We start from the raw sequence: 12,522 nt of genomic DNA on the forward strand, positions 1-12,522 counted from the left end.
CCGCCGCCTTGATGCCGAACCCGGATGCCACCCGCCGTTGCCGAGGACCTGACGCATGGATCACGACGCCACCGAACCGGAAACCGCGCAGCGGCTGGTGCTGGTCACCGGGCCGTCCGGGGCCGGGCGCTCGACCGCGATCAACGTGCTGGAGGATCTGGGCTTCGAGGCGATCGACAATCTGCCGCTGTCGCTGATCCCGCGGCTGCTGGACGGGCCCGCGCGGCCCACGCCGCTGGCCCTGGGGCTGGACGTGCGCAACCGCGATTTCTCGGCCTTCAACGTGATCGAGCTGATCGACCGGCTGACGCGCCTGCCGGGCTATGCGCCCGAGGTGCTGTTCCTGGACTGTCAGGCGGACGTCCTGGTGCGCCGCTATAACGAGACGCGCCGCCGCCATCCGCTGTCGCCCGATGCCGCCCCGATGTCGGGCGTTCTGGCCGAGATCGACCTGCTGGCCCCGATCCGGGCGCGGGCCGATGTCCTGGTCGACACGACCGAGCTGTCGCCCCATGACCTCAAGGCCGAGCTGACGCGCTGGTTCGATGCGCGGCCCGACCGGCGGCTGAGCGTGTCGCTGCATTCCTTCAGCTACAAGCGCGGCGTGCCGCGGGGCCTGGATCTGATGTTCGACTGTCGGTTCCTGTCGAACCCGCATTGGGCGCCCGACCTGCGGCCGCTGGACGGGCGCGATCCGCGCGTGCAGGCGCATGTGCGCGCCGATGCGCGATTCGCGGAATTCTTTGACCGGACCTGCGGGCTGGTGCAGTTCCTGCTGCCCGCCCATATGGATGAGGGCAAATCGCACCTGGCGGTGGGTTTCGGATGCACCGGGGGGCAACACCGTTCCGTCACTTTGGTGGAAAACATGGCTGTTGCGCTTGCAGAGGCGGGCTGGCCGGTGTCAATAAGGCACAGGGAACTCGAGCGTCGGAGTGCGGCGCTGCAATCTGCCCCGGAGGTGCAGCCTGACGGCGGGGCATATCCGACACAGAGGCAGGCATCATGAGGTCTTGGGTGTTCGGGCGGTCTTTTGGGCTTGGTGGGGCGCGTTGATCGGAATTGTCATAGTCGCGCATGGTGGATTGGCCCGGGAGTATCTCTCGGCGGTCGAGCATGTCGTGGGGCCGCAGGTCGGAATCGCCGCCGTCGCGATCGAGGATGATCACGACCGCGCCGCCAAGACGGCCGAGATCAAGGCGGCGGCCGATGCGGTCGATCTGGGCGACGGTGTCGTGCTGGTGACGGATCTGTTCGGGGGCTCGCCCTCGAACCTGTCGCTGCCGGCCTGCGCGGTGCAGGATCGCACGATCCTCTATGGGGCCAACCTGCCGATGCTGGTCAAGCTGGCCAAGTCGCGGCACCTGACCGTGCCGGTCGCGGTGGGCCATGCCAAGGATGCCGGGCGCAAATACATCAACTCGTACAACGTGCCGCCCGAAGCCGGGCTGGACAGCGGGAGCCGCGCCGGATGAGCCAGCCCGTCACCCGCGACCTGTCGATCATCAACATCAAGGGCCTGCACGCCCGCGCCAGCGCCAAGTTCGTGGACGTGGTCGAACGCCATGACGCGCAGGCGCAGGTCGAAAAGGACGGCATGGCGGTGTCGGGCGACAGCATCATGGGCCTGCTGATGCTGACCGCGCCGCGCGGCAGCCAGATCCGCGTGACCACCACCGGCCCCGAGGCGCAGGCCCTGGCCGACGCGCTGGAGGCCCTGGTCGGGGATTACTTCGGCGAAGGCATGTAGTGCCCGACCCGCAATCCCCCGACGGCACGGGCGCGGATGCCCGCGCCTCTGACCGCAAATCCTATCATCACGGCAACCTGCGCCAGGCCCTGGTCGAGGCGACCGCCGATCTGGTGCAGGAGCAGGGCCCGCAGGCCTTTACCCTGACCGAGGCCGCGCGCCGGGCGGGCGTGTCGCCCGCCGCCCCCTATCGCCATTTCAAGGGCCGCGAGGACCTGCTGGAGGAGGTCGCGCGCCAGGGATTCCTGGAGTTTGCGACCCGTCTGGAGACGGCCTTTGACGGCGGCCGTCCGCGCCCGCTGAGCGCGTTCCTGCGGATGGGGCAGACCTATCTGGATTTCGCCGCCGACCGCCCCGGCTATTACATGGCCATGTTCGAGAGCGGGCTGTCCATCGCCGGCAATGCCGATCTGGCGGCGGCGTCGGGGCGGGCGCAGGGGGTGCTGGTCTCGGCCGCCGAGGCGCTGGCCAGCCGCCTGCCGCCCGATCGCCGCCCGCCGGTGCGCATGGTCGCCAACCACATCTGGGCGCTGAGCCACGGCGTGGTCGAGCTGTTCGGCCGCGGCCGCCCCGGCACCCGCAGCCCCGTCGAACCGTCGCAGATGCTGGAGAGCGGCGTGATGATTTATCTGCGCGGGCTGGGCCTGATCCACGACTGAAAAATCGGCCGACCGGTCTTGAACCCGGTCTCGACGCGCCCATCTATGTAAATGTGATTTACATTAACATAGGGAGAGATCACCGATGATCACCGCAATTCCTGCGCCGTCCCCGTCCCCCGACGGATCGTCGGCCACGACCCTGCAGCGCGCAGGCGACCTGCTGGCCCGCGGCCGGGACTGGCTGGACGCGCGCGGCCGCCCCGCCTGGCTGGTGGCCATGGTGCTGGGTTTCATCTTCGCCTGGCCGGTCGGCCTGGCAGTCCTGTTCTACATGATCTGGAGCAAGCGCATGTTCGGAAGCTGCAAGAAACGTGACATCACCCCGCGCTATGCGGCACCCTCGACCGGCAACAGCGCCTTTGACGCCTATCGCGCCGAGACGCTGAAGCGGCTGGAGGACGAGCATCGCGACTTCAACGCCTTCCTGGCCAAGCTGCGCGAGGCCAAGGACAAGGCCGAGTTCGACCAGTTCATGGAACAGCGCGACCCCAAGTCCGAGGCGTGATCTGCCGACCGGGGCCGGGCGACCGGCCCCTCAGCGCGTCGGCACCGGCGTGTCGCCGCGATAGTCGTAAAAGCCGCGCCCGGTCTTGCGGCCCAGCCAGCCGGCCTCGACATATTTGGTCAGCAGCGGGCAGGGGCGGTATTTCGTATCGGCCAGCCCGTCATGCAGGACGTTCATGATGGCCAGGCAGGTGTCCAGGCCGATGAAATCGGCCAGCTCCAGCGGGCCCATCGGGTGGTTGGTGCCCAGCTTCATCGCGCTGTCGATGCTGCTGACGGAGCCCACGCCCTCATACAGGGTATAGACCGCCTCGTTGATCATCGGCATCAGGATGCGGTTGACGATGAAGGCGGGGAAATCCTCGGCGGTGGCCGAGGTCTTGCCCAGTTTCTCGACCACCTCGTGCAGCGCCTTGTAGGTCGGCTCGTCGGTGGCGATGCCGCGGATCAACTCGACCAGCTGCATCACGGGGACGGGGTTCATGAAGTGGAACCCCATGAACTTCTCGGGGCGGTCGGTGCGCGAGGCCAACCGCGTGATCGAGATGGACGAGGTGTTCGAGGTCAGGATTGTCTCGGGCTTCAGGTGCGGGACCAGATCCTCGAAGATCGCCTGTTTCACGGTCTCGCGCTCTGTCGCGGCCTCGATCACCAGATCGCAGCGGCCCAGATCCGACAGCTTGAGGGTGGTGCTGATATGGCCCATCGCGGTGGCCTTGACGGCGGGGGTGATCTTGTCGCGGCTGACCTGGCGTTCCAGATTGCGGTCGATCAGCGAGACGGCCTTGTCCAGCGCCTCCTGGCTGATATCGGTCAGCAGCACGTCATAGCCTGCCACGGCAAAGACATGCGCGATGCCGTTGCCCATCTGACCTGCGCCGATCACGCCAACCGATTGAATTGCCATTGCTGCATCCCCTGTTCCGTCGCCGGGACGATAGGGCCGGGCGACCCCTGCTGCAATGCAAAACCGCCCCCCGGATCCGTGGGGGGCGGCAGCGTTCGTTACAGTTTTTCGGTCAGTTCCGGGACCAGCGTGAACAGGTCGCCCACCAGGCCGTAATCGGCGACCTGGAAGATCGGCGCCTCTTCGTCCTTGTTGATGGCCACGATGACCTTGCTGTCCTTCATGCCCGCCAGATGCTGGATCGCGCCCGAGATGCCGACCGCGACATAGAGTTCGGGTGCCACGACCTTGCCGGTCTGGCCCACCTGCCAGTCGTTCGGGGCATAGCCCGAATCGACCGCCGCGCGGGATGCGCCGACGGCGGCGCCCAGCTTGTCGGCCAGGCTCTCGATGATCGCGAACTGCTCCTTGGAGCCAAGCGCGCGACCGCCCGACACGACGCGCCCGGCCGAGGTCAGCTCGGGGCGGTCGCTTTGCGCGACCTCGTCGTTCAGCCATTTCGACAGGGCCGGATCGTCGGCCAGCGTGGCGTCCGAGACGGGGGCCGCCGGGCCTTCGCCCGCGGCGTCAAAGCTGGCCACGCGGATGGTCATGACCTTGGTCGCGTCGGCCGATTTCACCGTCTGGATGGCGTTGCCGGCATAGACGGGGCGTTCGAACGTGTCGGCGTCGATCACGGCAGAGACGTCGGACATCACCATCACGTCCAGCAGGGCCGCGACGCGGGGCATGACGTTCTTGGCGTCCGTGGTGGCGGGCGCGGCGATATGGCTGTAATCGCCCGCCAGCGCCACGATCAGCGCGGCGGTGGGTTCGGCCAGCCGGTGGCCATAGCGCGCATCCTCGGCCACCAGGACGCGGGACACGCCCGCGATCGTCGCGGCCTGATCGGCGGCCGCACGGGCCTGCGACCCGGCGCACAGCACCGTCACGTCGCCCAAGGGTGCGACGGCGCCCACGGCCTTGCCGGTCGCGTCGCGGTTCAGTTCGCCATTGGTCACTTCGGCCAGAAGAAGAACAGCCATCACACGACCCCCGCTTCTTTGAGTTTCGACACCAGCTCGTCGACCGAGCCGACCTTGATGCCCGCCTTGCGGCCCTCGGGCTCGCGGGTGTTGACGACCGTCAGGCGCGGGGTGACGTCCACGCCGTAATCGGCGGGGGTCTTCTCCTCCAGCGGCTTCTTCTTGGCCTTCATGATGTTGGGCAGGCTGGCATAGCGCGGCTCGTTCAGGCGCAGGTCGGCGGTGACGATGGCGGGCAGGCGGACCTCGATGGTCTGCAGGCCGCCATCGACCTCGCGCGTGACATGGGCCACGTCGCCCGCGATCTCCAGCTTGCTGGCGAAGGTCGCCTGGCTCCAGCCCAGCAGGGCCGACAGCATCTGGCCGGTCGCGTTCATGTCGTTGTCGATCGCCTGCTTGCCGGCGATGACCAGCCCGGGCTGTTCGGCATCGACGATGGCCTTGAGGATCTTGGCGACGGCCAGCGGCTCGATGTCCTGATGCACGTCATCGGCGGCGACGACCAGGATCGCGCGGTCGGCGCCCATGGCCAGCGCGGTGCGCAGGGTCTCGGCGGCCTGCTTGACGCCGATGCTGACGGCCACGATCTCGGTGGCGGCGCCTTTTTCCTTCAGACGGATCGCCTCTTCGACGGCGATCTCGTCGAAGGGGTTCATCGACATCTTCACGTTGGCCAGATCGACACCCGATCCGTCCGCCTTCACGCGGGCCTTCACGTTGTAGTCGATCACGCGCTTGACTGGCACGAGGACTTTCATCGGCCTCTCTCCCTTGGTTTGCGTCATCTGTCGCGGGGATTGTTAGACAGCAAGACCGGGCAAGGACAGGGCAAAAACGTCACAGGACGCAGCGTTTGCGCCCCGTGACGCCGGGGTCCGGCGCTAACGGCTGGCGCCGGGCACCCACAGAATGTCATCCGCGCCGTTGTCGTTGACCACCCGGCCCGCCACGAACAGCCAGTCCGACAGCCGGTTCAGATAGCGGATGGCGGATGGGTTCACATCGCCCCCCGCCAGCAGTTCGGTGGCGCGGCGTTCGGCGCGGCGCGCGACCGTGCGCGACAGGTGCAGATGCGCCGCGATGGCCGTGCCGCCCGGCAGGATGAAGCTGCGCAGCGGCGTCAGGTGCGCGTTCATGGCGTCGATCTCGGCCTCCAGGCGGTCGACCTGGGCGTCGATGATGCGCAGCACCTTGTATCCGGCCTGATCGTCCGCGGCCATGTTCGGGCGCGACAGGTCCGCGCCCAGATCGAACAGGTCGTTCTGGATCACGCCGATCTGCCGGGCCAGATCGCCCGTCGCGTGCAGGCGGCACAGGCCCAGGGTGGCGTTGAGTTCGTCCACAGTGCCATAGGCCTCGACGCGGGGGTCGTGCTTGGCCACGCGGCTGCCATCGGACAGGGCGGTGTCGCCCTTGTCGCCGGTGCGGGTATAGATCTTGTTCAGGACGACCATCAGCGTGCCCCCAGCCACAGAAAGCCCATCAGGATGACGATCGCCACGGCCTGGGCGTAAAGCCGCCAGCGCATCATGCGATTGCCATGCTTGCGGTTGAAGTCGCCGCCTTTGGCAAAGCCGCCGATCCCGGTCATCAGGATCGCGATGACGACGCCGATGGACAGGACGGTCACAAGAAACAGGGATGTATCGGGCATGATTACCGCCTTTCGGCCGCCAACCTAGTTCCGCCGCGCGAACCAGTCCAGAGCGCGGGTCGGCTGAACCCGGCGCGCGACCCCGGAAATGCGCGTGGGCGCCGTGACATAGTAGCGCGGGGCCGGGTTCCGGGCCGTCAGCGCGGTCAGGATGCGGTCGCTGACGGCACACGGCGGCAGCTCGAACCGGTCCTTGCCTGACGGTTCGTAAAGCCGTTTCAGCAGCGTCGCGCGATACTGGTCGGCGCGGGGGCTGGCCTGCCAGTTCACCCACCGTTCGAAATGCGGGATGGCGTTTTCGCGGATGCGGCTGGTGATGGGGCCCGGCTCGATCAGGGTGACGTGGATGCCGGTGCCGTGCATCTCCAGGCGCAGCACGTCGGTCAGCCCCTCCAGCGCGAATTTCGTGGCGACATAGGGGCCGCGCCAGGGAATGCCCACCAGCCCCAGGACCGAGCTGATGGTGACAATGCGTCCCGCGCCCCGGTCGCGGAAATGCGGGATCAGGCGGATGGTCAGGTCATGCGTGCCCAGCAGGTTGACCTCCATGATCGCGCGCAGGGCGTCGCGGGGCATGTCCTCGACGGCGCCGGGCAGGGCAAAGGCCGCGTTGTTGACCAGCGCGTCCACTGGCCCGCCCGCCAGCGCGTCGCGGGCGCAGGCGGCGACGCTATCGGGGCAGGACAGGTCCAGGGACAGGCACTCCATCCCCTCGGCCTGGCGGGCGGCGATGTCCTGGGGCTTGCGCCAGGTGGCCACGACGCGCCAGCCGCTGTCGCGCAGGTGGCGCGCCGCGTCCAGGCCGATCCCCGATGAGCAGCCGGTGATCAGCACGCGCCTCATGGGGCGTCGGGCGACAGGAACTGGCCCGCGACAAAGCCCTGCTGGCCGCCCGGGGTGCGCACCTCGACCCATTCGCCGCCGGTAGGGCCGATTGCCTCGACCGCGGTGCCGCCGTCCAGCCCGGTGACCACCGGGTTGCCGGTGCCCGCGCCCGACCGCATGTTCACGCGCGTCGCGGTGACATAGAGGACCGGCCCCTCGGCGCCCAAGGGGGCTGCGGCCTCGGCCGTGGGGTCGGGGGTGCCGGACGGGTATTCGGGCGACGGCTCCAGCGCGGGGCCGGGGAAGCGTTGCGTACGCTCGGGGGTCTGGCTGGCGGCGGGGACCACGTCCACGGGGGGCTGGGCCGCCAGCGAACCGGCGGGGGCGGTCAGGACCGGAGATCCGGCGTCCTGCGCGGCGCTGGACGGGGCGGGCGCTGCCGGGCGGCGCGCGGCCCGCAGGTCGTCATCGCCATAGAGCGTCAGGACCAGCACAAAGCCCGCCACCGTCACCAGCATCAGCAGTCCCAGCCTGATCATCGCGCGTTTCCCATCCCTGCTGTGGTCGAATTAACCCATCCGGCGGCACAACGCCACGCGCGATGCCCCGTTCCCGCGCGCCGCTTTTCGATCTGGACCGGAGAGGCCGCGCGCCCTATCCAAGGCGCATGGCCGATGATCTGATCCCTGCGCCCGAAAAGGGCACCCATTCCGAACCGCTCAGCCGCGCGATCGGCGAGCGTTACCTGACCTATGCGCTGTCCACGATCATGCACCGTGCGCTGCCCGATGCCCGCGACGGGCTGAAGCCGGTGCACCGCCGCATCCTCTATGCGATGCGCGAATTGCGGCTGGCGCCCAACGGGGCGTTCCGCAAGTCGGCCAAGATCACCGGCGACGTGATGGGCAACTATCACCCGCATGGCGACGCGGCGATCTATGACGCGATGGCGCGCCTGGCCCAGGATTTCGCCATGCGCTATCCGCTGGTGGATGGGCAGGGCAATTTCGGCAATATCGACGGCGACAACCCCGCTGCCGCGCGATACACCGAGGCCCGCCTGGCCGCGGCCTCCGAGGCGCTGATGGAGGGGCTGACCGAGGATTCGGTCGATTTCCGCCCCAATTATGACGGCACGCTGAGCGAGCCTGTCGTGCTGCCCTCGGCCTTCCCGAACCTGCTGGCCAATGGCGCCTCGGGCATCGCCGTGGGGATGGCCACCAACATCCCGCCCCATAACCTGCACGAGGTCGTGGATGCCTGCCTGCATCTGATCAAGGTGCCCGATGCGCGCGACGACACGCTGGCCACGCTGATCAAGGGCCCTGATTTCCCGACCGGCGGCGTGCTGGTCGAATCGGCCGACAGCATGGCCGAGACCTATCGCACCGGGCGCGGCGCATTCCGCCTGCGCTGCCGCTGGCATCAGGAGGATCTGGGCCGGGGCCTGTGGCAGATCGTGGTCACCGAAATCCCCTATCAGGTGCAGAAATCCAAGCTGATCGAACGCCTGGCCGAGCTGATCCAGCTGCGCAAGATCCCGATCTTCGCCGATGTGCGCGACGAATCCGCCGAGGATGTGCGCATCGTCATCGAACCGCGCGCCCGCACCGTCGACCCCGAGCAGCTGATGGGCGCGCTGTACCGCTCCAGCGACCTGGAGACGCGGTTCAACCTGAACATGAACGTGCTGATCGACGGGCGCGTGCCCAAGGTCTGTTCGCTGAAGGAGGTCCTGCGCGCCTTTCTGGACCACCGCCGCGAGGTGCTGGTGCGCCGCGCCAGCTATCGTCTGGACAAGATCGCATCGCGCCTTGAGGTGCTGGAAGGCTATCTGGTCGCCTATCTGAACCTGGACCGCGTGATCGAGATCATCCGCACCGAGGATGAGCCCAAGGCCGTGATGATGGCCGAATTCGGTCTGAACGACGTCCAGGTCGAGGCGATCCTGAACATGCGCCTGCGCGCCCTGCGCAAGCTGGAGGAGATCGAGCTGCGCGCCGAACGCGACGCCCTGCTGGCCGAGCGCGAGGGGCTGCAGGCGATGCTGGACAGCGAGGAGGCGCAATGGGCGCGGATCGCCGACCAGCTGAAGGAGGTGCGCAACCTGTTCGGCAAGTCGCGCCCCGAGGGCCAGCGCCGCACCACGATCAGCGAGGCGACCGAGATGCCCGTGATCGATCTGGACGCCATGATCGAGCGCGAGCCGGTGACGGTGATCCTGTCCAGGATGGGCTGGATCCGCAGCCTGAAAGGGCATCAGCCGCTGGATGCGGAGCTGAAGTTCAAGGATGGCGACGGCCCCGGCCAGGCGCTGCACGCCGAGACCACCGACAAGCTGATGGTCTTTGCATCGAACGGGCGGTTCTACACCATCCCGGTCAACACGCTGCCCGGCGGGCGCGGCATGGGAGAGCCCTTGCGCCTGATGATTGACCTGCCCAACGAGGCGCAGGTGATCGCCATGTTCCCCTGGCGCGAGGGCGCGCGCTATCTGGTGGCGTCCAAGGCCGGGGACGGGTTCATCGTAGGCGCGGGGGATATCCTGGCGCAGACGAAATCGGGCAAGCAGGTCCTGAACGGCGACGCGCTGCTGTGCCGTCCGGTGTCGGGTGATCACGTCGCCGTCGTCGGAGAGAACCGCAAGATGCTGGTCTTCCCGCTGGCCGAGCTGCCCGAGATGGCGCGCGGCAAGGGTGTGCGCCTGCAGCGCTATGGCAAGGGCGGTGGCCTGCTGAAGGATGACGGGATGGTGGACGCGATCTGCCTGACGCTGGCGCAGGGCCTGTCTTGGCCCATGACCGGCGGCAAGACCCGGACCGAGCCCGACCTGACCGAATGGCTGGGCAAGCGCGGCAGCGTGGGCCGGATGGCGCCGCGCGGTTTCCCGCGCGACAACCGGTTCGCCTAGAGCTCGCCGCCGCCGACCGAGCCGAAGTACTCACCGGTGATATAGCTGGCCTCGTCCGAGGCCAGCAGCACATAGATCGGCGCGATCTCGACCGGCTGGCCGGGGCGGCCCAGGGGTTGTGACGCGCCGTGTTCCTGCGCCTTGTCGGTCGGCTGGCCGCCGCTGATCTGCAGCGCGGTCCAGTAGGGGCCGGGGCAGACGGCGTTCACGCGGATGCCGCGCGGGGCCAGCTGTTTGGCCAGCGACTGCGCAAAGGCGACATTCGCGGCCTTGGACTGCGCATAGTCGAACAGGTGTGCCGACCCGGAAAACGCCTGCACCGACGAGGTGATGATGATCGACCCGCCCGCCTCCATATGCGGCAGCGCGGCGCGCGTCACCCAGAAGGGCGCATAGATGTTGGTCTTCATCGTGGCGTCGAAATCTTCGGTCGTCAGGTCCTCCAGCCGGTTGCAGAACTGCTGGCGGCCGGCATTGTTGACTAGGATGTCCAGCCCGCCCAGCTGAGACACGGCGCTTTCGACCATCTCCTTGCAGAAGACTTCGTCGCGCAGATCGCCGGGGATGGCCACAGCGCGGCGCCCGTCGGCATGGATGGCGGCGACCACGCGGTCGGCATCGGGCTGTTCGTCGGGCAGATAGGTGATGGCCACATCGGCCCCTTCGCGCGCGAAGGCGATGGCGGCGGCGGCGCCGATGCCGCTGTCCCCGCCGGTGATCAGGGCGCGCTTGCCCTTGAGGCGGCCCGAGCCGCGATAGCTGGTCTCTCCGTGGTCCGGCAGGGGGTCCATCTCGCGCGCGAGGCCGGGAAAGGGCTGCTCCTGCGCGGGGAAATCGGGGACAGGCAGGCGCGGATCGGTGATGGCGCCGCTGCGGAAGGGCGTGCGTGCGGGAGTGTCGGACATGGATCACCTCTGGTTCTGGATTGCCGGGGCCAACCGCCGCGGCGGACGGATTGTTCCTGCATCATTCATCAAGACGCCGGGCTGCCCCCCCGCATGGAAAAGCCCGCCGTTCCGGGGAACGGCGGGCTTGCAGGTCGTGTCGGATCGTCAGCCCGCGTTATAAAGCGGCATGACCCCGGCCTCGCGGTGGATGTCGTTGACGGTGGCGCGGTCCAGCTTCAGCCCGCCCGCCAGGTCGTTCAGATAGCGGGCCTCGGCCTCGCTGTCGAAATCGATGGCCAGCAGCGACATCAGATAGACCTGACGCTCCATCCCTTCGGGGACGTCGCGGGCCAGACCGGCCGCATCGACGGGCGCGGCCATCTGGTCGCGGATGAACTGACGCTCGTCCTCGTCCAGATCGTCGCCCAGGTGGCCCAGCAGGCGCTGGCGTTCCGCGTCGTCGACATGGCCGTCGGACTTGGCGGCCTGGATCATCGCGCGCAGCATCAGCCCGGCCATCGCGTTCTGTTCCGGGGTGGGGGCCACCTCGGGCTCTCCGTCATGGGACAGGGCATCGTCGAACAGCGACCCAAAGCTGGCCTGGTTCTGCGCCTGCGAATCCTTGCGCGCCAGTTGTCCCGCGGCACCGCCTGCCGCCGCGCCGCCCAGAATACCGCCCAGCATGCCGCCCAGGCCGCCACCGGTGCTGCCCTGAGAGCCTCCCAGCTTGTCCAGCAGACCGCCAAGCGATCCGCCGGTCCCACCCGCGCCGCCGCCAAGCGCGCGGCCCAGCATCTGGTTCAGGCTGCCGCCCGTGCCGCTGCCGGTGTTGTTGCCCAGCAGGTTGTCCAGCAATCCGCCGCCCGCGCGCTGACCGCCGGCGCTTTGGCCGCCAATGCCCTGGCCGGACGTGCCGCCGCGCTGCTGGTTGTTCATCATGCCGCCGATTCCCTTGGCCAGCATCACGCCGGCGGCGACTTTGGTCAGACTTTTCATCAGGCTCATGCGCAGTTCCTTTCGGTCATGCAGGACACGGGTCGCGTTGCGGCCGGTCTGCTTGTGCTGTGAACGATATGGGTTGGCGCGCAGTTCCCGGAAAGCCCCCCGCAGCGCGGGACGTCGTCGGTCCGCCCGGCATCGGACGTGCCGTGTTGGAATGGTGCAGCGACCGCGTTCCCGCCCTTGATTTTTCCCCGGCCGCCTTATAGATCGCAGCGCACGTCAATTCCGGGGCCGTCTCAGCCATGCCCCGCTGATCCAGGAGGCCCAGATGGCAAAGGCAAAGTTTGAACGGAACAAACCGCACGTCAACATCGGCACGATCGGCCACGTTGACCACGGCAAGACGACGCTGACGGCGGCGATCACCAAGTATTTCGGCGAATTCCGCGCCTATG

General features: G+C 68.0%; 16 protein-coding genes. 7 read left to right on the plus strand and 9 right to left on the minus strand.

Translation table 11 applies throughout. The annotated features are described in order from the left end of the window. The first annotated feature begins 55 nt into the window (after positions 1-55). The 5 genes from rapZ to FA740_RS16590 all read left to right on the plus strand — a co-directional run bounded on the left by rapZ (position 56) and on the right by FA740_RS16590 (position 2,917). Positions 56-1,009, plus strand: coding sequence for an RNase adapter RapZ (gene rapZ / locus FA740_RS16570; RefSeq protein WP_136857916.1), 954 nt, complete (start codon positions 56-58; stop codon positions 1,007-1,009). A 43-nt stretch (positions 1,010-1,052) separates the two neighbouring features. Beyond that, complete coding sequence (locus FA740_RS16575) at positions 1,053-1,475, plus strand: PTS sugar transporter subunit IIA (protein ID WP_136857917.1); 423 nt, start codon at positions 1,053-1,055, stop codon at positions 1,473-1,475. Continuing rightward, the gene (locus FA740_RS16580) at positions 1,472-1,750 is read left to right on the plus strand and encodes an HPr family phosphocarrier protein (protein ID WP_136857918.1); all 279 of its coding nucleotides are present in this window, start codon (positions 1,472-1,474) and stop codon (positions 1,748-1,750) included. Before FA740_RS16575 ends, FA740_RS16580 begins: the two co-directional genes overlap by 4 nt. After that, positions 1,750-2,409, plus strand: a complete 660-nt coding sequence (locus tag FA740_RS16585) for a TetR/AcrR family transcriptional regulator (RefSeq protein ID WP_136857919.1) — start codon at positions 1,750-1,752, stop codon at positions 2,407-2,409. The genes FA740_RS16580 and FA740_RS16585 overlap by 1 nt, the downstream gene beginning before the upstream one ends. An 85-nt stretch (positions 2,410-2,494) precedes the next feature. After that, entirely contained in the window at positions 2,495-2,917 is a 423-nt protein-coding gene (locus FA740_RS16590; RefSeq protein ID WP_136857920.1) for a DUF2852 domain-containing protein, read from the plus strand. A 30-nt stretch (positions 2,918-2,947) separates the two neighbouring features. Here the strand turns inward: FA740_RS16590 and FA740_RS16595 are convergent, their stop codons facing one another. The 7 genes from FA740_RS16595 to FA740_RS16625 all read right to left on the minus strand — a co-directional run bounded on the left by FA740_RS16595 (position 2,948) and on the right by FA740_RS16625 (position 7,866). Then, on the minus strand, positions 2,948-3,823 hold the full coding sequence (locus FA740_RS16595) for a 3-hydroxybutyryl-CoA dehydrogenase (RefSeq protein WP_136857921.1): 876 nt from the start codon (positions 3,821-3,823) through the stop codon (positions 2,948-2,950). A gap of 98 nt (positions 3,824-3,921) precedes the next feature. After that, complete coding sequence (locus FA740_RS16600; protein WP_136857922.1) at positions 3,922-4,848, minus strand: electron transfer flavoprotein subunit alpha/FixB family protein; 927 nt, start codon at positions 4,846-4,848, stop codon at positions 3,922-3,924. After that, positions 4,848-5,606, minus strand: a complete 759-nt coding sequence (locus FA740_RS16605; RefSeq protein ID WP_136857923.1) for an electron transfer flavoprotein subunit beta/FixA family protein — start codon at positions 5,604-5,606, stop codon at positions 4,848-4,850. Before FA740_RS16605 ends, FA740_RS16600 begins: the two co-directional genes overlap by 1 nt. Before the next feature lie 123 nt (positions 5,607-5,729). Continuing rightward, positions 5,730-6,302: a cob(I)yrinic acid a,c-diamide adenosyltransferase gene (locus FA740_RS16610; protein ID WP_136857924.1), complete on the minus strand. Its 573-nt coding sequence runs from the start codon at positions 6,300-6,302 to the stop codon at positions 5,730-5,732. After that, positions 6,302-6,502, minus strand: a complete 201-nt coding sequence (locus FA740_RS16615) for a twin transmembrane helix small protein (RefSeq protein WP_136857925.1) — start codon at positions 6,500-6,502, stop codon at positions 6,302-6,304. The genes FA740_RS16610 and FA740_RS16615 overlap by 1 nt, the downstream gene beginning before the upstream one ends. 24 nt (positions 6,503-6,526) lie before the next feature. Beyond that, on the minus strand, positions 6,527-7,345 hold the full coding sequence (locus FA740_RS16620; RefSeq protein ID WP_136857926.1) for an SDR family NAD(P)-dependent oxidoreductase: 819 nt from the start codon (positions 7,343-7,345) through the stop codon (positions 6,527-6,529). Further along, positions 7,342-7,866, minus strand: a complete 525-nt coding sequence (locus tag FA740_RS16625; protein WP_136857927.1) for an SH3 domain-containing protein — start codon at positions 7,864-7,866, stop codon at positions 7,342-7,344. The genes FA740_RS16620 and FA740_RS16625 overlap by 4 nt, the downstream gene beginning before the upstream one ends. A gap of 128 nt (positions 7,867-7,994) precedes the next feature. Between FA740_RS16625 and parC the strand changes: the two genes are divergently transcribed. Continuing rightward, positions 7,995-10,238, plus strand: coding sequence for a DNA topoisomerase IV subunit A (gene parC / locus FA740_RS16630; protein ID WP_136857928.1), 2,244 nt, complete (start codon positions 7,995-7,997; stop codon positions 10,236-10,238). On the opposite strand, the gene FA740_RS16635 is transcribed toward parC, so the two are convergent. Together FA740_RS16635 and FA740_RS16640 are read right to left on the minus strand one after the other, a co-directional pair. After that, positions 10,235-11,143 (minus strand): SDR family oxidoreductase, encoded by a 909-nt coding sequence (locus tag FA740_RS16635; protein WP_136857929.1) that lies wholly within the window; start codon positions 11,141-11,143, stop codon positions 10,235-10,237. The two genes, parC and FA740_RS16635, sit on opposite strands and share 4 nt — an antisense overlap. A 147-nt stretch (positions 11,144-11,290) precedes the next feature. Beyond that, the gene (locus FA740_RS16640; RefSeq protein ID WP_136857930.1) at positions 11,291-12,130 is read right to left on the minus strand and encodes a tellurite resistance TerB family protein; all 840 of its coding nucleotides are present in this window, start codon (positions 12,128-12,130) and stop codon (positions 11,291-11,293) included. A 265-nt stretch (positions 12,131-12,395) separates the two neighbouring features. Here FA740_RS16640 and FA740_RS16645 point away from each other — a divergent pair. Continuing rightward, on the plus strand, positions 12,396-12,522 hold a 127-nt coding region (locus FA740_RS16645), incomplete at its 3' end, for a GTP-binding protein (protein WP_232017738.1).

The organism is Paracoccus hibiscisoli (assembly GCF_005048265.1).
In the GTDB taxonomy this organism is placed as follows: domain Bacteria; phylum Pseudomonadota; class Alphaproteobacteria; order Rhodobacterales; family Rhodobacteraceae; genus Paracoccus; species Paracoccus hibiscisoli.

Bases quoted from the DNA above. Each gene is read 5' to 3' on its own strand.
- rapZ (WP_136857916.1), top strand. From the start codon at position 56: ATGGATCACGACGCCACCGAACCGGAAACCGCGCAGCGGCTGGTGCTG.
- FA740_RS16580 (WP_136857918.1), top strand. From the start codon at position 1,472: ATGAGCCAGCCCGTCACCCGCGACCTGTCGATCATCAACATCAAGGGC.
- FA740_RS16590 (WP_136857920.1), top strand. From the start codon at position 2,495: ATGATCACCGCAATTCCTGCGCCGTCCCCGTCCCCCGACGGATCGTCG.
- FA740_RS16595 (WP_136857921.1), bottom strand. From the start codon at position 3,823: ATGGCAATTCAATCGGTTGGCGTGATCGGCGCAGGTCAGATGGGCAAC.
- FA740_RS16600 (WP_136857922.1), bottom strand. From the start codon at position 4,848: ATGGCTGTTCTTCTTCTGGCCGAAGTGACCAATGGCGAACTGAACCGC.
- FA740_RS16605 (WP_136857923.1), bottom strand. From the start codon at position 5,606: ATGAAAGTCCTCGTGCCAGTCAAGCGCGTGATCGACTACAACGTGAAG.
- FA740_RS16610 (WP_136857924.1), bottom strand. From the start codon at position 6,302: ATGGTCGTCCTGAACAAGATCTATACCCGCACCGGCGACAAGGGCGAC.
- FA740_RS16615 (WP_136857925.1), bottom strand. From the start codon at position 6,502: ATGCCCGATACATCCCTGTTTCTTGTGACCGTCCTGTCCATCGGCGTC.
- FA740_RS16620 (WP_136857926.1), bottom strand. From the start codon at position 7,345: ATGAGGCGCGTGCTGATCACCGGCTGCTCATCGGGGATCGGCCTGGAC.
- FA740_RS16625 (WP_136857927.1), bottom strand. From the start codon at position 7,866: ATGATCAGGCTGGGACTGCTGATGCTGGTGACGGTGGCGGGCTTTGTG.
- parC (WP_136857928.1), top strand. From the start codon at position 7,995: ATGGCCGATGATCTGATCCCTGCGCCCGAAAAGGGCACCCATTCCGAA.
- FA740_RS16635 (WP_136857929.1), bottom strand. From the start codon at position 11,143: ATGTCCGACACTCCCGCACGCACGCCCTTCCGCAGCGGCGCCATCACC.
- FA740_RS16640 (WP_136857930.1), bottom strand. From the start codon at position 12,130: ATGAGCCTGATGAAAAGTCTGACCAAAGTCGCCGCCGGCGTGATGCTG.